This is a genomic window from Roseibium limicola (assembly GCF_017313085.1).
Taxonomy (GTDB): Bacteria; Pseudomonadota; Alphaproteobacteria; order Rhizobiales; family Stappiaceae; genus Roseibium; species Roseibium limicola.
This window is the reverse complement of record NZ_JAFLNF010000001.1, coordinates 413,796-433,948: the sequence shown is the minus strand read 5'-3', so window position 1 is coordinate 433,948 and position 20,153 is coordinate 413,796. Positions and strand designations below refer to the sequence as shown.

Annotated in this window: 20 protein-coding genes; 9 read left to right on the top strand and 11 right to left on the bottom strand. The window is 58.3% G+C overall.

Translation table 11 applies throughout. The features are described from left to right. The first annotated feature begins 2 nt into the window (after window positions 1-2). The 3 genes from J0X15_RS01910 (at window position 3) to J0X15_RS01900 (ending at window position 3,752) form a co-directional block, all read left to right on the top strand. Window positions 3-686 carry a ChuX/HutX family heme-like substrate-binding protein gene (locus tag J0X15_RS01910; protein ID WP_206937792.1) on the top strand — a complete coding sequence of 228 codons (684 nt, stop codon included), beginning with the start codon at window positions 3-5 and terminating at the stop codon, window positions 684-686. Beyond that, window positions 683-1,489 carry a ChaN family lipoprotein gene (locus J0X15_RS01905; RefSeq protein ID WP_206937789.1) on the top strand — a complete coding sequence of 269 codons (807 nt, stop codon included), beginning with the start codon at window positions 683-685 and terminating at the stop codon, window positions 1,487-1,489. The genes J0X15_RS01910 and J0X15_RS01905 overlap by 4 nt, the downstream gene beginning before the upstream one ends. 298 nt (window positions 1,490-1,787) lie before the next feature. Next, window positions 1,788-3,752 (top strand): TonB-dependent receptor plug domain-containing protein, encoded by a 1,965-nt coding sequence (locus tag J0X15_RS01900; protein WP_206937787.1) that lies wholly within the window; start codon window positions 1,788-1,790, stop codon window positions 3,750-3,752. Between the two features lie 95 nt (window positions 3,753-3,847). On the opposite strand, the gene J0X15_RS01895 is transcribed toward J0X15_RS01900, so the two are convergent. From J0X15_RS01895 to J0X15_RS01850, 10 genes are all read right to left on the bottom strand, one after another. Continuing rightward, window positions 3,848-4,606 carry an iron ABC transporter ATP-binding protein gene (locus J0X15_RS01895; RefSeq protein WP_206937785.1) on the bottom strand — a complete coding sequence of 253 codons (759 nt, stop codon included), beginning with the start codon at window positions 4,604-4,606 and terminating at the stop codon, window positions 3,848-3,850. Continuing rightward, the gene (locus J0X15_RS01890; protein WP_331461861.1) at window positions 4,603-5,547 is read right to left on the bottom strand and encodes an iron chelate uptake ABC transporter family permease subunit; all 945 of its coding nucleotides are present in this window, start codon (window positions 5,545-5,547) and stop codon (window positions 4,603-4,605) included. Before J0X15_RS01890 ends, J0X15_RS01895 begins: the two co-directional genes overlap by 4 nt. Then, window positions 5,540-6,532, bottom strand: coding sequence for an ABC transporter permease (locus J0X15_RS01885; RefSeq protein ID WP_206937784.1), 993 nt, complete (start codon window positions 6,530-6,532; stop codon window positions 5,540-5,542). The genes J0X15_RS01890 and J0X15_RS01885 overlap by 8 nt, the downstream gene beginning before the upstream one ends. Window positions 6,533-6,543: 11 nt before the next feature. Then, complete coding sequence (locus J0X15_RS01880; RefSeq protein ID WP_206937783.1) at window positions 6,544-7,452, bottom strand: siderophore ABC transporter substrate-binding protein; 909 nt, start codon at window positions 7,450-7,452, stop codon at window positions 6,544-6,546. A 68-nt stretch (window positions 7,453-7,520) separates the two neighbouring features. After that, the gene (locus J0X15_RS01875; protein WP_206937782.1) at window positions 7,521-8,162 is read right to left on the bottom strand and encodes a TetR/AcrR family transcriptional regulator; all 642 of its coding nucleotides are present in this window, start codon (window positions 8,160-8,162) and stop codon (window positions 7,521-7,523) included. A gap of 245 nt (window positions 8,163-8,407) precedes the next feature. After that, a complete protein-coding gene (locus tag J0X15_RS01870; RefSeq protein WP_206937781.1) occupies window positions 8,408-9,256 on the bottom strand; it encodes a transporter substrate-binding domain-containing protein in 849 nt (282 codons plus the stop codon). Window positions 9,257-9,319: 63 nt separating this feature from the next. Continuing rightward, the gene (locus J0X15_RS01865) at window positions 9,320-10,102 is read right to left on the bottom strand and encodes an ABC transporter ATP-binding protein (RefSeq protein WP_206937780.1); all 783 of its coding nucleotides are present in this window, start codon (window positions 10,100-10,102) and stop codon (window positions 9,320-9,322) included. Continuing rightward, window positions 10,099-10,836 (bottom strand): ABC transporter permease, encoded by a 738-nt coding sequence (locus tag J0X15_RS01860; RefSeq protein WP_206937779.1) that lies wholly within the window; start codon window positions 10,834-10,836, stop codon window positions 10,099-10,101. The genes J0X15_RS01865 and J0X15_RS01860 overlap by 4 nt, the downstream gene beginning before the upstream one ends. Continuing rightward, on the bottom strand, window positions 10,836-11,555 hold the full coding sequence (locus J0X15_RS01855) for an ABC transporter permease (protein ID WP_206937777.1): 720 nt from the start codon (window positions 11,553-11,555) through the stop codon (window positions 10,836-10,838). Before J0X15_RS01855 ends, J0X15_RS01860 begins: the two co-directional genes overlap by 1 nt. Before the next feature lie 108 nt (window positions 11,556-11,663). After that, window positions 11,664-13,100 (bottom strand): M20 family metallopeptidase, encoded by a 1,437-nt coding sequence (locus tag J0X15_RS01850; protein WP_206937775.1) that lies wholly within the window; start codon window positions 13,098-13,100, stop codon window positions 11,664-11,666. A 249-nt stretch (window positions 13,101-13,349) separates the two neighbouring features. Here J0X15_RS01850 and J0X15_RS01845 point away from each other — a divergent pair, with 249 nt between their 5' ends. Next, the gene (locus J0X15_RS01845; RefSeq protein WP_206937773.1) at window positions 13,350-13,997 is read left to right on the top strand and encodes a GntR family transcriptional regulator; all 648 of its coding nucleotides are present in this window, start codon (window positions 13,350-13,352) and stop codon (window positions 13,995-13,997) included. Window positions 13,998-14,028: 31 nt separating this feature from the next. Here J0X15_RS01845 and J0X15_RS20325 read toward each other — a convergent pair whose 3' ends face one another. Beyond that, the gene (locus J0X15_RS20325) at window positions 14,029-14,748 is read right to left on the bottom strand and encodes a GntR family transcriptional regulator (protein ID WP_206937771.1); all 720 of its coding nucleotides are present in this window, start codon (window positions 14,746-14,748) and stop codon (window positions 14,029-14,031) included. 372 nt (window positions 14,749-15,120) lie between these two features. Between J0X15_RS20325 and J0X15_RS01835 the strand changes: the two genes are divergently transcribed. The 5 genes from J0X15_RS01835 to J0X15_RS01815 all read left to right on the top strand — a co-directional run bounded on the left by J0X15_RS01835 (window position 15,121) and on the right by J0X15_RS01815 (window position 20,152). Beyond that, complete coding sequence (locus J0X15_RS01835; protein WP_206937769.1) at window positions 15,121-16,350, top strand: branched-chain amino acid ABC transporter substrate-binding protein; 1,230 nt, start codon at window positions 15,121-15,123, stop codon at window positions 16,348-16,350. 83 nt (window positions 16,351-16,433) lie between these two features. Beyond that, complete coding sequence (locus J0X15_RS01830; protein WP_206937767.1) at window positions 16,434-17,375, top strand: branched-chain amino acid ABC transporter permease; 942 nt, start codon at window positions 16,434-16,436, stop codon at window positions 17,373-17,375. A gap of 1 nt (window position 17,376) precedes the next feature. After that, a complete protein-coding gene (locus J0X15_RS01825; protein WP_206937765.1) occupies window positions 17,377-18,675 on the top strand; it encodes a branched-chain amino acid ABC transporter permease in 1,299 nt (432 codons plus the stop codon). Beyond that, window positions 18,672-19,445, top strand: coding sequence for an ABC transporter ATP-binding protein (locus J0X15_RS01820; RefSeq protein WP_206937763.1), 774 nt, complete (start codon window positions 18,672-18,674; stop codon window positions 19,443-19,445). Before J0X15_RS01825 ends, J0X15_RS01820 begins: the two co-directional genes overlap by 4 nt. Then, window positions 19,442-20,152 carry an ABC transporter ATP-binding protein gene (locus J0X15_RS01815; protein WP_206937761.1) on the top strand — a complete coding sequence of 237 codons (711 nt, stop codon included), beginning with the start codon at window positions 19,442-19,444 and terminating at the stop codon, window positions 20,150-20,152. Before J0X15_RS01820 ends, J0X15_RS01815 begins: the two co-directional genes overlap by 4 nt. Window position 20,153 lies beyond the last annotated feature (1 nt).

Here is a 20,153-nt window from a genome sequence, read left to right as displayed (position 1 = left end):
CTATGAGCGCTGACGCGAAACGCCACAAACTGCATGCTGCCCCTGTTGAGGTTCTGAAGCGACTGCCGGGTATGGACCGGGTCATGATGGTGGTCCGCGCCAATGGCTTAGTGCATGAACGCATCGGGCTGGTCGAGCAGGTCGAGGTCGGGACAGGTCCGGTGAAGATTTCCGGCAAGTGCCACAGCTCCGAAATCAATGATTCGCTGCTGGTCGCCGTCGAGCTGGACACGTTTTCGGAAATGCGCGGCAAGGTCTATCCGCGTCTGGATTTTCTCGGGCAGGAAGACGAGATTCTCTTCTCCGTTGTCGGACTGGAAGGGCTGGAGGTCTTTGCAGCAGCGCTCGTGTCTTTTGAACGCGAGGCGATTGATCTGCGTCCGCGTCCAAGCGTGGAAGACGCGGCTCCAGACCTCGAAAATGATCCGGCCCGGCCGTTCCTGGATGGCTTGATCGGCGGCGATGAAGTCACCGTTGAGGTCGCTGTAGCAGCCATTACCCAACGCTGGACGGGCAAGATCGAAGATATCCGGGCGGTCGGTGGATGTTTCAACATCCTGACCAAGGATTTCCATCTTCACCTACCTGCGGAGTGCTTCTCCGGCTGGAGCGAAGACAACGGACGTCATACCGGTATCCTGCTCGACGGTTGCCGAAGTTCTTTGACGATTGGTTCCGGACGATGAAGGCGGGGCAGTGGATTGAGCCCGCGAGTGGCAAGGAGCTGTCTCACGAGGCGGTTATTGCGACCGCTTCCAGGGCGGGTGTCGTGCTGCTTGGCGAGCAGCACGACAAGGCGGCGCAGCACCGGTGGCAGCTGCATGTTCTCGCTGCCTTACGCGCCTTGCGCAGCGATTTGGTGTGTGGCTTCGAGATGTTTCCGGCGCGCCTGGATCCGGTTCTGGCGCGTTGGGTCGCGGGCGAGTTCGCAGCCGAGGAGGCTTTCCTGGAGGCTGCGGAGTGGGGCAAGGTCTGGGGCTTTCCTGCCGAGCTGTACCTGCCGATCTTCCGCTTTTGCCGACAGTTTCGTGTTCCGATGCATGGTTTGAACTGTCGCCGCACCCTAGTCAGCGAAGTTGGAAAACTTGGATGGGAAGGCGTTGCCGAGGACGACCGCGATGGTCTGACACCGGCGCGGGCGGCGACTGCGGACTATCGTCGGTACCTGTTCGAGATCACCGGAGGTGGATCGCCGAGCCGGAAAGCCCAGTCGCCCGACGATCCGGCTTTTGACCGGTTTGTGCGGGCCCAGCAGGTTTGGGACCGCTCGTTTGCTTGCCGCATTGCAGGTTTGAGAGAAGGGGCCACTCCGCCACTGGTCGCGGGGATTATTGGTCGCGGGCACCTGGAGTTCGGGCATGGCACACCAGCGCAGCTGGCGGATCTTGCCGTCGGGCCGGTGGTTGTTCTGCTACCGCATGTGCGCGATACGGAACCGGCGGCCGGACTTGCCGATGCGGTCTTCTGCCTTGATGCGGATGAGGGCTGAAGGGCGGCCTGCTGCCACGGCGATCACTGGCTGAGCCTGCCTCAACGATTTTCTACTTTATCCATCCTTGCAACGTGACACTGCACCGGCTCTGACGGAGCAGTGTTTGTTTGTCGTGAGCGTTCGCGTGTAAGAATTTGAAGATGCGTGAAACGATATTTCAAACAGTGTTTTACATGAGTAAATTTATCATATATTGATGAGTTCGACGCTTCAGCTCGGGGGGCTAGAGCCAGCTAGATCTCGGTAATCACCGGAATTAAGCCATTTATTGCATTCAGAAATAGAGGAATTGGCCATGCTGGATCGCGTGCGTCTTTCATTGCTGCTAACCGGAACACTGTTGCAGTCGGTCATGCTGGCGGGTGTTGCAGAAGCGCAGGACGGGACTGGGGGCTTGTCGCAAGGCGCGACGGTACTGGACGATGTTGTCGTTGAGACGGAAAAAGCCACTCAATCGGATGAACATGCCGAGAGTGCTGATCGTGCGCTGTCTGAATATATTGATCGCAGCGAAATCGAGCGCACCCAACCACAGTCCACGCGGGATCTGTTTGCCGGAAATGCGGCTATCACTGTCGGGGGCGGTCATTCGATCGCGCAAAAAGTTTACGTCAACGGTGTTGACGAGAACAACCTGTCCGTCAGCATTGATGGGGTGAAGCAAGGCAACCGGGTGTTCCACCACACCAGCACCAACCACATTGATCCGGAGCTGCTGAAAGCGGCGCGGGTTGATCCGGGCGTGGCTCCTGCAGATGCCGGGTTCGGGGCGCTTGGCGGCTCCATTGTCTATGAAACCGTCGATGTTCCGGACCTGCTGCTGCATGATCGCAACTTCGGCGCGTTTTCGACGACTGCATATGAAACCAACGGCTCGACATTTTCTGAAAGTGCCGCAGCCTATGGGCGTCATGAAGGCTTTGAGCTGCTTGGCTATGCAAAGTTTGCCAAGGGCGATGACTATGAAGACGGCAACGGCTTCGCCATTCCTGGGACTGGTGCGGATTCCCTGTCGCTGCTTGGAAAGATCGCTTATGAAACCCAGAGCGGCTATCGTTTCGAGCTGAAGGGTCAGCAGCTGACTGATGATTCCATGCGCCCTTACCGCGCAAACCTCGCTGCCCTGCGTGGCGCTTTCACGACCCGTCAATACGACATCACCCGTCGTAATTTCAGCTTCAATTTCGGCAAGGAAGACCTTGAAGGCTACTGGAACCCGAAGGTCGTCGTCGGATACAGCGAGAACGATTATAGTATTCCTGTTCCCTACAACAGCGAATCCACGGCAGGGACCTGGACGGCCAAGGTCGAGAATGTCTTCAAGCTGAGTGAAGGCAACACAATCACCGCGGGTCTGGATCTCCTTTCGGAGCAGGCTGAATATGTGGGGCCAGGCCAGTTCTATGAAGAGAGCAGCCAGAACTACGGCGCTTACGTTCAGGCGCGTTTGCAGCCTTTCGACAGGCTGAAGGTTTCCTTTGGGGGCCGTGCCGACAGCAACAACTTTGAGGGGATCGACGGAACGGAACTCGACAATTTCGGTTTGAGCGGCAATGCCTACGGCGAATTCATGCTGCTTGATGGCCTGTCGATCAACGCCGGATATTCCAACGTCTTTGGCGGCACCGATCTGGAAGAGACCTTCGTATTCGTTCCGACCTGGAACTACGCCAACCTCGATCCTGTCCGTTCAGACAATGTCACCGCCGGCGTGAAGTTCGAGCGGAATGGCTGGTTCGCAGAAGGGAATGTCTTCAACACGCGCTTCTTCGACTACCGGGAAAACGTGTCGAATGTCGACTTCAGCAGCTACGGCTTCAATCTGGCTGCAGGTTACAGCTGGGCGGACGGCTTTGCGCGGGTTTCTTTCTCCGACACCAAGCAGACCCTGTCGAATGGTGCGGTCAGTTCCTATGCGCTGATCAACATCGGTGCTGCGGTCGGCCAGGTGATTTCAGCTGAGATTGCGCACACCTTCCAGAAAATCGATCTGACCATCGGGGCGTCTCTGGACGCGGCTCTCGAAAATGATGCCTTCGCATCCAGCGGCTCTGAGCCGATCGCTGGCTTTGCTGTCGTCAATGCTTACGCAGAGTATAAGCCTAAGCAGTTCGAAGCCTTGTCTCTCCGGCTTGGGGTCGACAATATTTTTGATGAAACCTATGCCGATCGTGCAACTTACGGGCAGGAATATGCGACCATTACACCCATGTATGAGCCGGGCCGGTCGTTCCGCCTGTCAGGCACTCTGAGGTACTGATCAGTCCCTGATGATGATGTGAAATTCAGCCGGCGGATGCAATCCGCCGGCTTTTTTGGGACTGGTGTTGCACCGTCCACGGAGCTTGGATGCGCCTAGACCTGGTGCAGGGCGATCTTGCGATTTCCAAAGGTTTCGACCTGCACGTCCATGCCATAGATGGCGAAGAGGTTTTCCGCCGTCATGAAGCTCTCGGGCGGGGCCTGCAGAGCCACGCGTCCTTGTTTGAGGGCGATGATTTCATCGGCGTGGCCTGAGGCATAGTTGATCTCATGCAGCACGATGACGATGGTCTTGCCATAAGCGTCGGCAAGGGCGCGCAGCTGCTGCATCAGGCTGCGGGCGAAATACATGTCGAGATTGTTCAACGGTTCGTCCAGCAGCAGATAGTCCGTATCCTGAGCGAAGGCCATTGCCACGAGCGCCCGTTGCCTCTGGCCGCCTGACAGCTCATCGATGAAGCGGTCGGCTATGGATGCAAGGTCGAACTCATGGAGCGATTTTTGGACAAAAGCCTCATCTGCTTCGCTCGCACGCCCCTGGTGATGTGGAAACCGGCCAAAGCCAACGAGATCCCTGACCGTGATGCGGGAGGCGACATTGGCCTCCTGACGCAAGATCGCCAGTTTCCGGGCGAGGCTCTGCGTGCCGGTTTTTCCGACCTCCATCTCATCGAAGCGAATGGAACCGGACTGCAGCGGCAACAACCGGGCCATCAGGGCAAAGAGTGTCGATTTTCCGGCACCGTTGGGTCCGACAAGCGCGGTGATCCCACCCTTTTTGAGGCGGAGCGACACGTCGTCCAGGATCAGACTTCGCCCGTGGTGGTAGGTCACGTTCTGAATGTCGATCATGCCTTGTACTTTCTGAAGACGATGAGCAAAAAGGTGATGCCGCCCAGGAATTCAATGACGACGCTCAAGGTCGCTCCCATGTGCAGCACCCGCTCAAACAACGTCTGACCTCCAACGATTATTGTGATGGAAATCAGGGCTGCTGCAATGAAGACGGGCCCATGTCCGCTGGTCTTCATCAGCTCATAAGCCAAAGCACTGACGAGCAAGCCGAAGAAGCCGACTGGCCCGACAAGCGCGGTGGACGTCGCGACCAGCGCGCTGACGATGACAAGCCCGATGAACAGCTCCCGACCGGTGTCGACGCCCAATCCGATTGCCGTCTCGCGTCCCAGAGCCATGACGTCAAGGACGCGACGCCTCCGCCAGACAACGATGCAACACAGGCCGATCATGAGGGCTGAAATCGCCAGAAGCGATGTGTTGGTCTTGTTGAAGCTGGCGAAAAGCTCGCCCTGCAGGATCATGAACTCGCTCGGGTCGATCAACCTGCTGATCAGGGCGCTCACGCTTCTGAACAGGATCCCGAAGATCACTCCGATCAACAGCAACCGAAACAGATCTTCACGCTGGCGGTTGAGGAGAACTCCGAAGAGCAGAACCGAGGCAAACATGAGCAGCAGGAAGGAGGCCAGGAATTTCACTTCCGCCGAAAGGCTCGCCAATCCCGCCCCCCCGAGCACGAACACAAGTATCGTTTGCAACAGTACATACAGGGCATCCAACCCCATGATCGACGGAGTGAGGATGCGGTTGGCGGAGAGCGTCTGGAACAGGATGGTGGCGACGGCGACGGCCACGGAGATGGCAATCAACGTCAAAAGCTTGGTGCCTCTGAAGACCAGCAGGAAGTCCCAACTGCCTCTCGCGCCAACGAGCATGAAGGCAAGGCAAGCGGCGAGAGCGGATAAGAACAGAAAAATCAAACGCTTGTCAGGCACGACTTGGCCTCGCCAACAACAGCCAGAGAAAGACGAAAGTACCGATCACGCCAAATATGGCCCCGGCGGGGATCTCATATGGAAAGCGCAGGACGCGTCCGAGAATGTCGCTGCCCAGTACGAAGGTGCCGCCGACCAATGCGACAAGCGGCAGAACCTTTCGTGAATTGTCGCCGACGAAACGGCTGACGATATTCGGCACGACCAGCCCGACAAACGGCAGCATGCCGACGGTGATGACGGTGAACGCCGTGACCATGGCGACAATTGCCAGACCCAGGTGGATGGTCTGTGAGTAGTTCAGGCCAAGTCCCGATGCGGTGTCGCGGCCCAGGCCTGCAATGGTGAATTTGTCTGCATAGGCATAGCCGGCGAGCGCAATGAGGCCCGAGGCCCAGAGAAGTTCATAACGTCCTTGCAGCACGCCGGAGAACTCCCCGTTCATCCAGATGCCGATGTACTGCATCAGGTCATTTTCATAGGCGAGAAAGGTTGCGACCGAAGAGATGACACCGCCGTAGAAGATGCCGCAAAGAGGCACAAGAAGCGGTTGTGTGCGGGGCAGGCGCTTGACCAGCGCAAGAAAGCCGAGCGCGCCGACGAAGGCTGCAAGACTGCCGACCAGCATCTTGGAAAAGATGCCGGCGTCGGGCAGAACAATGGAGACGCCGATCAGCCCGAGGGCGGCAGAATCAGCCGTTCCGACAGTTGCCGGTTCGACAAAGCGGTTCTGCACGAGGGTCTGCAGGATGAAACCCGCCACGGCCAGGGATGCGCCGGCAAGCAGCGTCGCCAGGGTGCGTGGCAGGCGGCTGAGCAGCAGCAGGCCCTCGCCATCCGCTGCCTGCGAAAACAGATCAGCCAGGCTGGTCTCGATCACCCCGATAGACAGGCTGATCAAGATCAGGCAGAGGAGAATGGCAACGATGGAGGTCGTGAGCGTGACCCGGATCCATGGCCTTTGAGGTGGTGTTTCACGCGGCATGGATGGTGAGATCACCGATCAGCTGAGAACGACGTTTGCAGTTCGCTCAATGTTCCCATGAGCGACTGATATCCGCCTGCGGAGATGTAGACGTTGGCGGCGTTCAAATAGATGATCTGGTGGGTCTTCCAGGCCTTGGTTTCCTGCACGAGTTTGTTGTCGAGTGTCTGGGCGGCCAGTTCAGATTCAGCGCCGATGGCGGCCGCCCGATCAATGACGATCAGCCAATCCGGGTCGACCTTCCGCAGGAACTCAAACGAGACGGCCTCGCCGTGTGTCGATGCGCTGATGTTGCTGGCCGCGGCGCGAATGCCAAGTTCCGTGTGGATCCAGCCAAAGCGTGAACTGGGACCGTAAACACTGATCTTGGGGCCGTTGGTTAGAACGATGAGCGCGGTTCCTGCAGCTTCAGTCGTCTGCCGAAGGTGTTCGACAGCCTGCAGCAGTTTGGCATCCAGGTCGGCGGCGCGCGGCTGTTTTCCGAAAAGCTCGCCATAGGCCTTGAGCCGCTTGCGTCCCTGTTCGATCAAGCCATCGCCCCAGATGGTCATGTCGATCGTCGGGGCGAGGGCTGACAGCTCCTCTACCCGGGTTGAAGAGCGGCCGCCAGCAATGATCAGGTCAGGCTGAAGGGCGTTAATCGCTTCAAAGTCGGGTTCGAACAGCGAGCCGACGACGTTTGTCTCACCCAAGCTATCGCGCAGATAGTCAACGAACACGTTGTCGGGGATGCCACCAACCTCAACCCCGAGGGCTGTCAGGGTATCGAGTGCGGCAATATCGAGCACCGCGAGGGTCTCGGGATTGCTCTCAAGCGTGACGGTGCCTCGAGCGGTTTCAATTGCAACGTCTTCGGCATGGGCGCCGAATGCGATGAGTGAAAATGCGAAAGCCAGTATCGACAGGCGGACTGCGCGCATGCCTTTCCTCCAATGTAAGGTGCCTGGCTATCCGGAAGGAATGGCTGAGCGTATGAGTTTACGGAACTTCAGGCGTCGGCGCGAGCGGCTTGCGAGACCGTCTCCAGATAAGCAGTTGCGCCAGCTGCGATATAGTTGCGAATGGCGGTTGCCTTGATGCTGTCCGGACCTGAGGCATTCATGACTTGCATGTAGTCGACGGAGGCGGAAAACATCAGGCCAATCAGCCGAGAAACGCCGAGGTCCTGGCGTTTCAGGGTCGGGGCTGCGGCCAAAAAAAGCTGAATGAGTTTGGTGATGCCGGGCGCATTGTAGTCCTGCGCCTGTGACAGGATCGGCTCTTGCTCGGCTGCAGCTCTCTCAATCAGCAGGATGGTCGGGTTTGCAGGCTCCGCTGTGCTGTCCGTTCCCAGGCTGGTCAGGGCATCCGTATAGGCGCCAGCAAGTGAGGCGACGCGCACCGGGGTCTCACCGGCGCTCTCTTCTGCTGCTTTTAGGCGGGCAAGAAGGTTTGCATCCAATTGATCGAACCGTGCTTTCAGGAGCTGCAGGAGCAATTCGTTCTTGCTGCCGAAGTAGTAATTGATCGCGGCGACATTGGCGTCCGAAGCGTCGGTGATCTCGCGCACGGATGTCGCGGCAATGCCGTTCTTCGCCATCAGCCGCTCTGCATTGATCATCAGCCGTTCTCGGGTCGACATTGATTTCATCGGTGTCACCTCATTCACTACCCCTGTTCTTAAACCGGAAGCACCGGCTAATTCAAACGATGTTTTATTGGAGGGGGAATTAAGGCAGGAGATGCGCTTACTGGCCAGCCAGCTTGACGAAACATACAAGCTGAACTGATTTCAGGGTAGATATGCCTTCTTGCTTTTCCATGTCGGGACTCCAAACAAAAATGCCCGGGAATGAGGTCCCGGGCACTTGATGTCAGGTTGTTGTCGGGTGGTTCTTAGTAGACGGTTACGTCGAAGCCGAACCATTTTTCAGACAGCTTCTTGATTGTGCCGTCTTCCTTGGCTGCGGTGATTGCCTTGTCGAACATGGCCTTCAGGTCGTCGGAGCCTTTGCGCAGGCCGATGGAGGACCCGCGGCCCAGCATGCCACCCTGGAAGCGCGGGCCGGCCTGAACGAGGCCTTCGTTCGCCGGGTCCTTGGCGGCTGTCGAGACATAGGCCATGGAGGCGACGATTGCGTCGACGCGACCGGACAACAGGTCGAGGTCATGTTCCTGGGTCTTGCCGTACTCGCGGATTTCTGCGGTGTTGGCGAAATACTTCTGCAGGAAGCCCTGAGCAATGGAAGACGCCTGAACGCCGATGACCTTGCCCTTGAAGTAAGGCAGGATTTCCGCGATGGCCTTCTCGGCTTCTTCAGGCTTGGATGCGAGCGGGAAGACGATGCCCTGGAGTGGCAAAGCTGCCAGGTCGTTGTCCTTCAGGACGCCAAAGGTCTGGCCGGTGGAGCCGTAGGGCTGAGAGAAGTCGATGACTTTCTCACGCTTGGCGGTTGCCGACATGCCGGACATGATGGCGTCGAACTTGCCAGCCTGAAGTGCGGGAATGATGCCCTTCCAGGCCTGGACAACCCACTCGCATTTGACTTCCATGCGCGCGCACAGGTCGTCTGCCAGTTCGATCTCGAAACCTTCGAGTGTGCCGTCTGCCTTGGTGGAGTTCCAGGGCGGGAAGGCGCCTTCCGTGCCGAGCTTGACGGTGGTCCATTCCTTGGCGACTGCCGGGGCAGTCATCAGGGCAACCGCGGTCAGCGCGGCGCCTGCAATACGGGTCCAGGTGTTCATCTTTGTATTTCCCCTTGCTGTTTCTTTAGGTGCCCGGCTGGAACCGGGATTTCGATTGCCGGGCTAGCCGGCAATGAACTTTTGAAAACGTTCGCTGCCCTTGCCATTGAACAGGTCGGCTGGGCTACCTTCCGCGTCGATCTGGCCCTGATGCAGGAAGACCACGCGGTTGGAGACATCCCGGGCAAAGCCCATCTCGTGGGTGACGACGAGCATCGTCCGGCCTTCATCTGCCAGACGGCGCATAACCTTCAAGACTTCCCCCACCAGCTCTGGATCGAGGGCCGAGGTCGGCTCGTCAAAAAGCATGACATCGGGGTGCTGAGCGAGCGCCCGGGCGATGGCTGCGCGCTGCTGTTGGCCGCCGGACAAGTGGGCTGGATAGAAGTCGCGCTTGTCGGCGATGCCAACCTTGTCGAGCAGATCCTCGGCTTCCTCGATGCATTCGGCTTTCGGGCGGCCCTGCACGTGGATCGGTGCCTCGATGACGTTCTCCAGAATGGTCTTGTGGGACCACAGGTTGAACGACTGGAAGACCATGCCGACGCGGGAACGGACGCGGTCGACCTGACGCTGGTCGGCGGGCTTGATCTTGCCCTTGCGGTCGGTCTTGAGCGTTATGGCCTCATCTCCGACGGTGACCAGACCGGAGGAGGGGACCTCCAGCATGTTGATGCAGCGCAGCATGGTGGACTTGCCCGAGCCGGATGCGCCGAGGATCGAGACGACCTCGCCTTCGCGGGCCTCCAGATTGACACCCTTGAGCACTTCCAGAGAGCCGAAGGATTTATGCAGATCGGTCAGGCTGACGGCGACCTTTTGAGTGGACGGATTGAGGTCGCTCACGCGCGTTCTCCTGCTGTTTCCCGGGTCGGCATCACGATGCCGGCGTCCGGCCGTTCCCGCAGATGGGGCGTCAGCCGATATTCCAGGCCCTGTACGAGCCGGGTGAGGATGAAGTTGATGGCAAGATAGATGGCACCGGCAACGACAAAGACCTCGATGACCAGATAGGTCTCGGAGACCAGTCTTGCGGCCAGACCAGTGATTTCCATGATGGTGATGATGGAGGCAAGAGAGGTGGCCTTCACCATAAGGATCAGCTCTGTGCCGTAGGCAGGAAGTCCCTGACGAATGGCGAGAGGCAGAATGATCCGACGGAAAAGCCGGAAGCCGGACATGCCGCAGGCCTTGGCTGCTTCCACCTGGCCATGCGGCACGGAGAGCAACCCGCCACGTATGACCTCACTGCCGTAGGCTGCGGTGTTGAGGGTCAGGGCAATGATGGCGCACCAGAACGGATCCCGTAGCAATGGCCAGAAGATCGAATTGCGCACTTCCGGAAACTGGCTGAGGCCATAATAAATCAGGAAGATTTGCACCAGAAGCGGCGAGCCACGGAAGACAAAGAGATAGGCTCTGGCAAACCAGTCGAGAGGTTTTATGCCAGAGAGACGCATCATTGCGAGAAACAGAGCAATGATCGCGCCAAGACCGGTGGAGAGAAAGGCCAGTTGCAGTGTCTTTGGGACACCGGGTAGCAAGGTGAGCAGCGCTTCCCAGAAGAATGCGAAGTCCATCAGCCTCTCCTCACGCCGCGGTTGAAATAGGTCTCAGCTGAGCGGAACGTGGCGCTGGAGATGCTGGTGATGACCAGATAGAGCATGGCGGCGGCAAGATAGAATTCGAACGGATGACGGGTTGAGCCCGCGCCAACCTGGGCCTGACGTAGAAGTTCAACCACTCCGGTGACGGAGACCAGGGCGGATTCCTTCAGCACGATCTGCCAGACGTTGCCAAGGCCTGGCAGGGCATGGCGCAATACCAGCGGTGCAATAATGCGGCGAAAGCGCGTCGTGCGTGGCATGCCGGTGGCAATTGCCGCCTCGATCTCGCCGGCGGCGACTGCCCGGTAAGCACCACGAAACACTTCCGTGTGCTGCGCGCCGGAGGTGATGCCGATGGCCAACGCGCCTGCGGCAAAGCCGGGCAGGCCGATAAAACCATCGGAACCGAAGAGCCGCCCGACCCAGGTGAGGAAGGCACTGCCGCCGAAATAGAAGAGATAGATGACAAGCAGATCGGGGATGCCGCGCAGGACCGTCGTGTAGACATCTGCCGTGACGCGCAGAGTGCGGTTTCCGGCAATCTTGGCCCAGGCGGCAAACGCCCCAAAAACGGCGCCGATGGTGAAGCCGCAGATGGCGAGGATCACCGTGACGAGCGCACCCATCACCATGACCGGGCCCCAGCCACCTTCCCCAAAACTCATCAGCTCGAAAAAGCCGGGTTGTTGCATAACCTGTCCGTCAGTCTGTCACGCCGGAAGGGGCGGTGTGGATGTGGCCGGCTTTCCGGGAGACCGAAGTCGCGCACGAAAGACCGGTGTGAAGGAGTGTGAACCGGCTCACTCGGCCGCTGCCTTTCGGTCGGCTTCAGGAAGCTCGGGTTCGCAATCGTCCGGGATCGGGTTGATGAAGGGACGGTCACTCAGCCGCTCCTTAAAGTCAGCCTTGGCTTCATTGATCTTGGCTGGATCGGTAAAGAGTTCGGTGACCGTTGCTGCCATGACTTTCGCCGCGTGGGTCATGCCCTTGTGGGCGACCGGCATCTTGCCCTGTGCGACCAGCTGCCAGGAATGTCCAGGCGTGCCGATGGCGTAGGTCGCACCACGCATCTGAACCGTAGGGACAACCCAGCTGACCGTGCCGACATCGGTGGAGCCGACATGAGTTCCATCACCGGCATCAAGCGGGGTTATGCTGTCGCACAGTGGCACATCGAGGCGCGGCTTTAGCCCGAAGCGCTTGTAGGCAGCCTCAATATCTTCCTGACTCAATGTGCTCTGGATTTCACGGGCGAAGGCGCGGTCGGCTTCGTCGAATTCCGGCGGGCCAAGGCGTTCCAGACACTGGTGCATCAAGGCTTCCAAAGGTGTGTTGCCGATCAGATTGGCATCGCCACTCACGATCTTGCTTTCCACACGGGTCTCGGTCATCAGGGCGGCCCCCTCGGCGATCTTCTCGACCCGGCGTACTAGTGTTTGCATGGCTGGGAGTTCGCGGTCGCGCACCAGATAGCGCACAACGGCCCGTGGCTGAACCACGTTTGGCGCAACTCCACCGGCGTCGATGACAGCATAGTGAATCCGTGCGGTCGAGGGCATGTGCTCCCGCATGTAGTTGACGCCAACGCTCATCAGCTCGACGGCATCCAGAGCGCTGCGGCCGAGTTCCGGCGAGGCGGCGGCATGGGAGGCGCGACCGTGGAAGGTAAAGATGAGTTCGTTACAGGCAAGGGAAATCGGCTTGTTAACGCCGGCAAAAGGGGCCGGGTGCCAGCAGATGGCGATATCGACATCGTCAAAGACACCGTCGCGCACCATGAAGCCCTTGGCTGAGCCGCCTTCTTCTGCCGGGCAGCCATAATAGCGCACGCGGCCTTTGACGTTGTTGGCGGCGAGCCAATCCTTGACGGCAGCGGCTGCGAGCATGGAGGCGGAGCCGAGCAGGTTATGGCCGCAGCCATGACCGTTGCCGCCATTCTCGATGGGGCGCTTTTCGGCGACGCCGTGTTCCTGGCTCAGGCCGGGCAGTGCGTCATACTCACCGAGGATCGCGATGACCGGACCACCTTCACCGGCTTCGCCCATCACGGCGGTGGGCAGGCCTGCGACGCCGGAGGTCGTCTTGAAGCCCTGGGCTTCCAGCATGGCCAGATGTTCGGCAGAGGAACGCTTCTCGTTGTAGTTCAGCTCAGGCGTTTCCCAGACCCTGTCGGCCAGGCCGCAGAAGTCCTCCGACAGAGTGTCGACATGGGACCAGATTTGTTCGCCGTTGCTCATGGGGAAGACGTTCCTTTTGTGCTGTGACCCTGATCGGGTTTCTCGTGAGTTTCGCGTGTCGCTGGCGGGATGTCGGTCTGGAAACAAAAAGCAACAAAGTTGCGCTTCAAGCTTGTCAGATCTGTACATTCACCAAAATTGGCACCAATATAGTGCACGATTTGAAAAGTTGCGCAATCTCTGATCGCGGCTAAATTTCAGTCAGAGACGCATAGCTATCGGGCAGACCGTTATGGGGTGGGGTAAAACGTGAGCGGATCGCAAGAGGCGCCAGAAGCCGCAGAAGTCATAGAAACATTGGGGCCGAGTGTCGGCGTGGCGGATCGTCTCGCAGCAGATATTCAGGCCGGGCGCTTTTCCGCAGGCAGCTGGTTGAAGCAGATTGACCTGCAAAATCGATATGCAGCCAACCGCTCAGAAGTGCGCAAAGCGTTGGTTAGTCTCGCCACCAAGCGGCTCATTCAATATGAGCCCAACCGTGGTTATTACGTCCACCACGAGGACGATGCGCTCTCAGACGAGATCCGCGACCTGCGTGTGATGCTTGAGACCGCTGCGGCGGATTATATCGTCGCCAAGGCCACGGTCGCTGATATCGCCTCGTTGCGGCAGCTCGCAGAGCAGTTTTTGAAGTTGCTGCCGACTGGAACAATCATGGATATCTATGAGGCCAACCTGGCTTTCCACACGGCGCTTCTGGTGGCGTCGGGCAATCGCGCGCTGGTCGAGCTGGTTCGGGATCTGCGTCTGCGTACACCGCCGGCGCCTGCGTCTCAATGGTCGACACGAGCGCGGATAGAGCAATCAGGTCAGGAGCATCTGGAAATGGTCGACGCTCTCGAGGCGCGCAACGCTGAAAAGCTGAAAGCAATTATCAGCCTGCACATTCAGCAGTAAAGTTGTCAGTGCCGCCGGGCGAGCGTGATTTTCAGGAGCCTTCTTGTTCCTGCAACGTCTTGAAATAGTGCCGGATAGAAAAATGGGTGGAGCGTATGTCGAGCAGCATTGCCCGGCGTACTGCGTCGTGGTTGCGACACTCAATGCCGGCTATGACGTCGTTGTGAATGTCGTAGCCGATCCGGAACAATCTCTCGAACAAGGCGCTGTTTTTCTGCGCTGAAGCGAGAATCGGTCCGGTGCGCAGCCATAAGCTGGAGATCATGTCGACGAGCTGTGTGTATCCGCTGGCGTTGTAAATGGCGAAATGCAATGCGTGGTTTTCCGCGAGCGCCTGCTCGATATTGTTGTCATCAAGTGCGGCCCGGAACTGTTCGTTGTGGGACTTCAGGGTCCCAATCAGGCCGGGCGGGTTGGCACGGCTGGCGCGCTCGGTTGCATAGCCTTCAAGCTGCATCCTGATGCGGATGTATTCCTCATGATCGGCGGCCTCGTAAGGCGGAACCCGCAGAACGCGGGGAGAAGGCTGTTCCAGGGCCTTTTCCGCAACAAGACGGGCGAGAGCGTCGCGCACGGGCATCGGGCTGGTTCCAAACGCCTGGGCGAGGCCGCGGGTCGAGACCTGTTCGCCCGGCATGAACTCACCCTTGAGGAGTGCAAGGCGCAGACTTTGGTAGACGCGCTCCTGAACGGTGGAGACATCTATGGGAGAAATGCCGGGCTTCTTGATCTGAAATTCCTTGCTGCTCACTTAAGCGTCTGCCGATCCGTTTGCCTGGTGACTTCCGGCATTGAGGTGACCAATTCGCATTGTAAGTTGCGTGAATTGATCAAAAACGCAGGAGGCATGGCGCTGTCATTTTGAAGTGCCGGGATGCTTGCGGTTGGTTGAGAGCCCGGTTGCTTTGAGCCCCAGACTATACTGAGCCCCTTTGAAAGCGGCAATGCAAGAAGTTAGGTGTTTCGATGTGTGATCACACATCACATATCTTTACGCTGAGAATGATCTGTGTTTATGTGTCCTTGCTCCGTGGGAGGAGCGGGCGCACCTGAAGGGCAGATCAAGGCACAGCCGATCGTCGAAGATGTTGCGTGGAGAGAACACAGTGTGGAGGACACTCAAGTGAACAAGTTTGCTGCTCTGGCGGCCGTCTCGACTCTTGCGTTTTGCGCAAACGCAGCTCAGGCGGATCCCCTGAAAATCGGTATCATCGAAAGCCTTTCTGGCGCACAGACCTCGTCTGGCCGGCTCTATGCGACTGCTGTTCAGTACAGCGTCGATAAGATCAATGCGGCTGGTGGCTTTAACGGCGAGGACATTCAGGTTGTCGAATACGACAACGCGGGCGGCGCGACTGGCGCTGCGGACAAGTTCAAGCAGGCAGTTGCTGATGGCGTCGATATTGTCATCCAGGGGGCATCGTCCGCAATCGGCGGTCAAATCACGGAAGATGTTCGCAAGCACAATTTGCGCAATCCCGGCAATGAGATGATCTTCATCAACGTTGGTGGTGAAGCCATGGAGCTGACGGGCGACAAGTGCCAGTTCTATCATTTCCGCTATACGACAACTGCGCCTATGCGCGTCAACGCGCTCGTCAGTGCGATGAAGGAAGCCGGAGATCTGGGCACCAAGGTGTTCTCGATCAACCAGAATTATTCCTGGGGCCAGGATATGCAGTCTGCGATTGAATCCGCTGCACAAGATGGTGGCTTCGAGGTGGTTGATGCCGTCCTGCATGACGTCAACAAGATCCAGGACTTTGCACCCTTCGTTGCACGTATCAAGAGCTCCGGCGCGACAACCGTCATGACGGGCAACTGGTCGAACGATCTGCTGCTCCTGATGAAGGCCACGGGTGACGCCGGTCTCGATGTGACCTTCGGCACTGCCTATCTGGATCAGCCGGGCAATATTGCCAACGCTGGCGAGACCGCGCTGGGGCACTACATCGCCAACAATTATGACAACACCGCTGGCGATGCTTCCTTTGCCGAGGACTACAAGGCCGTCACTGGTCAAAATCCGATTTTTGTGGAGCCGCAGACAATCTTCGCGATCGGCGCGCTGGGTCAGGCTCTGGAAGGTCTGGACTTCGGCGGCGGTGCTGTTGACGTCACCAAGATTGCCCTGGCGCTTGAAGACGTGACCTATGAAAGCCCGGTTGGCCCGATCACTGTGCGCAAGGAAGACCATCAGACAATCCGTCCGGTTGTCGTGTCCAAGGTCGTCAAGGACGCCAAGTATCCAGCTGACGACACCAGCATGGGCTTCCAGTCCGTCGGTGTCGTCTCCGGTGAAGACGCGATTTATCCGGTGCAGGACAGCTGCCAGATGAAGCGCCCTAACTGATAAGATCAACCTATCCGGCCGGAGCTTCTCCGGCCGGGTGCGGGCGTATCTGATCAGAATGCGCCGACGCCGGAGACCCCTCCATGGAATTTGCGATTATTTCCACGCTGAACGGCGTGACCTACGGCTTGTTGCTGTTCATGGTCTCGGCCGGGCTAACACTCATCTTTGGCATGATGGGCGTTTTGAACTTCGCCCATGCCTCCTTCTACATGCTTGGCGCTTATGTCGCCTACGCGGTGTCATCCATCTTCGGTTTTTGGGCCGGGTTAATTGTCGCTCCGATTGTTGTTGGCCTGACCGGTATGGTCGTTGAACGGTACCTGTTGCGGCGGGTTCATGCACATGGACATGCGCATGAGTTGCTGCTGACTTTCGGTCTGGCAATGATCATCGAAGAGATGATCAAGCTGTTCTTCGGTGACTTCCCGGTGAACTATCAGATGCCGGACTATCTGCGCTTTTCAGCCTTCAGCGTCTATGGAACCGACTATCCTTTTTTCCGGTTGTTCATCGGGGCAACGGCCGTGGTGATGTTCGCGCTACTGTGGGGGCTGCTCACTCGGACGCGTACCGGCATCGTGGTGCGTGCCGCCGAGAGATTGCCGTCGATGGCCGAAGCGCTGGGCCACAATATCCCGATTGTCTTCATGTGCGTCTTTGGAGCCGGGGCGGCTCTTGCCGGACTGGCCGGTGCGGTCGCAGGTGCTTTTTATCCGACCAACCCGAACATGGGCCTCGAGCTCGGGGTGATCGTTTTCGTGGTCGTCGTGGTCGGGGGGCTCGGATCGCTGAAGGGATCGCTGCTGGCCTCACTTATCATCGGCCTGTTTTCATCTTTCGCCGTCGGGCTCGACTGGTCGGTGGCATCCATCCTTGATCTGGTCGGTCTGGGTGGATGGGCGCATTCAATCGGCGGGCTTCTGACACTGGAACTGTCTTCCGTCAGTGCGACCATTCCCTTTGCCCTGATGCTGATCGTTCTCCTTGTCCGCCCTGCCGGACTGATGGGGGAGCGCAACTGATATGGCTTCCATGAGAAATCTCATTCTGATGGCTGCCGTTCTGGCAGTCCTGCTCATCGTGCCGCCGTTTCTCGGCCTTGGATGGCAGAACGCTTTGGTCAACATTCTGATAGCAAGCCTGTTCGCGTTGGCCTTCAATCTTCTCTCCGGTCAGGCTGGTTTGCTGTCCTTCGGGCACGCCGCCTACTTCGGCATGGGTGCCTTCGCTACTTTGCATTTGATGCTTGCAGTTGAAGATGGCCTGGGCTTTCCCACCCCGCTGCTGCCTCTTGCGGGCGCTCTTGCGGGCCTGGTGGTTGGGCTGGTCGCCGGGTACTTCTCGACAATGCGGTCCGGCGTTTACTTTGCGCTTGTGACGCTGGCGTTTGCCGAACTGTTTCATTCGCTGACACCGCATCTGCAAGGGCTGTTCGGCGGAGAATCCGGCATTTCATCCATGCGCATGCCATGGCAGGGGATCATCTTCGGATCGGTTCTTGAGGTCTATTACCTGACGCTTGGCTGGGTAATGTTATCAATTTTGGTGCTCTGGGCCTACACACGGACACCGTTCGGTCGACTGACCCTGGCGATCCGGGATAACGAGCAGCGTGTTCGTTTTCTCGGCTATAATGCCCACACGGCGAAAATGGTGATCTTCGCGATCTCGGCCATGTTCACAGGTGTTGCGGGTGCCTTGCAGGCGATTTCCAACGAGACGGCCAACTATGCGCTGTTCGGCTCCCAGATTTCCGCCCAGGTGGTCCTGCAAACGTTCGTCGGTGGTGCTACCATCTTCTTCGGTCCAGTCGTTGGTGCCGTTTCCTTCACGCTGTTTGCCTATCTGGTGTCTGATCTCACAAGGTCGTGGCTGTTTTATCAGGGGCTGATTTTCGTGCTGGTGATGCTCTATGCACCGGCAGGCATCGGCGGCGTGGTTCAGCACCACATGCGCAGCCTGCGTCGTGCGGATTGGACAGGATTGGCTAAGCCTTATGCCTTGGCCGCTCTAGGGGCGCTGCTGGTCGGTTCTGCGGTGATCTATCTGACGGAAACGGTCGCCGTGCTGTTCGGCGAGGAGTATTCCGTGAACTTGCGCAATGCTGCGGGGGCCTATCCTGGGTACCATCTGTTTGGTCTCTCCTGGAGCCCGGTGTCCCCGCTTACGTGGCTGGTACCATTGGTGCTGGCAGGTGTCGGCGCTGTGTTGCTGTTCAAGGTGCGCGGGACCATTGCTGCCAAATGGGAGGCTATGGGACGGCCTGAAACGGAAAGTACTAAGGCCCCGGATGCTGCGAAGTTGAAAGGAGGTGCTGCATGAGCACGCTGCATTCGCAAACGGGTTTTGCACTTCAACTGACAGATGTCACCAAGTCGTTCGGCGAGATCTCGGTTATGAAAGGCGTTAATCTCGCCATCAAGGCCGGGGAACGTCATGCGGTGATCGGGCCGAATGGCGCCGGCAAGTCGACCCTGTTCAATCTGATCTCGGGCATGTTCCCCGTGACCAGCGGTGACATCGCGCTCAACGGTCGCAGCATTGTTGGTCTGCCGCCGTATCAGATCAACCGCAGCGGCCTGGCGCGCTCGTTTCAGATCACCAACATCTTTCCGCGCCTGAGTGTCTTTGAAAACCTGCGCATCGGCGTTTTGGCCCGTCACAACGTGCGCTTCGGGCTATTTCAGCCGGTGTCGCGCATGCGGCGTATCAATGATGAAGCTCGCGCCATTCTGGCTGAGGTCGGGCTTGATGCCCGTGCCGCAGATATGGCGGGAGATCTGACCTACTCGGAACAACGTGCTCTGGAGATCGGCATGACGCTGACAACCGGTGCCGATGTGATCCTTCTGGATGAACCGACCGCTGGAATGTCACGCGAGGAAACAGCTCAAGCCGTGGAGCTGATCCGATCTGTCACGGAGGGTAAGACGCTGTTGATGGTGGAGCATGACATGAGCGTGGTCTTCAGTCTGTGCGACCGGGTTTCGGTGCTGGTCTATGGCAACATTCTCGCCACGGATACACCCAAGGCCATCAGCGAGAACCGAGAGGTTCAGGAAGCTTATCTGGGTGAGGAGACCGCATCATGAGCCTTTTGGAGATCAAGGGGCTGCACGCCCATTATGGCAAGAGCCATATTCTGCATGGTGTCGATCTGGATATCGAAGATGGCACGATTGTCTCGCTTCTGGGTCGAAATGGCTCCGGACGCTCGACTTTACTCAAAGCTATGATGGGGCTCGTTCCCCCCACATCCGGATCGGTACAGCTCAACGGAGAAGAACTTGCGGGCAAGCGCTCTTTTGATATCTGCCGGCATGGTATCGGCTACGTACCTGAAGAGCGCTTGGTCTTTCCCAACCTGACGGTCGGCGAAAACCTTGCGATGGGCGTACAGACCCCGCCGCCGGGAGCGCATCAATGGTCGGTCGAGGAAATGTACGGCTATTTTCCCCGCCTCAAGGAACGTCGCGACATCAACGCCGGCTATCTGTCGGGCGGAGAGCAGCAGATGCTGACGATCTGTCGGTCGCTGCTCGGCAACCCACGTCTTCTTCTGATCGATGAACCGACCGAAGGTCTGGCGCCACGGATCGTCGAGGTTGTGATGGAATTCATCCTTGATATCGGCAAGCGCGGGGTCGCTGTCATGCTGGTTGAGCAGAAGCTGACGATTGCACTGAAAGTGGCTCGGGAGGTTCTGGTGATGGGACATGGCGAGCTGGTGTTCCGTGGAACGCCGGATGATCTGGTGCAGGCACCTGAAATACGTCGCAATTGGCTAGAAGTCGCCTGAG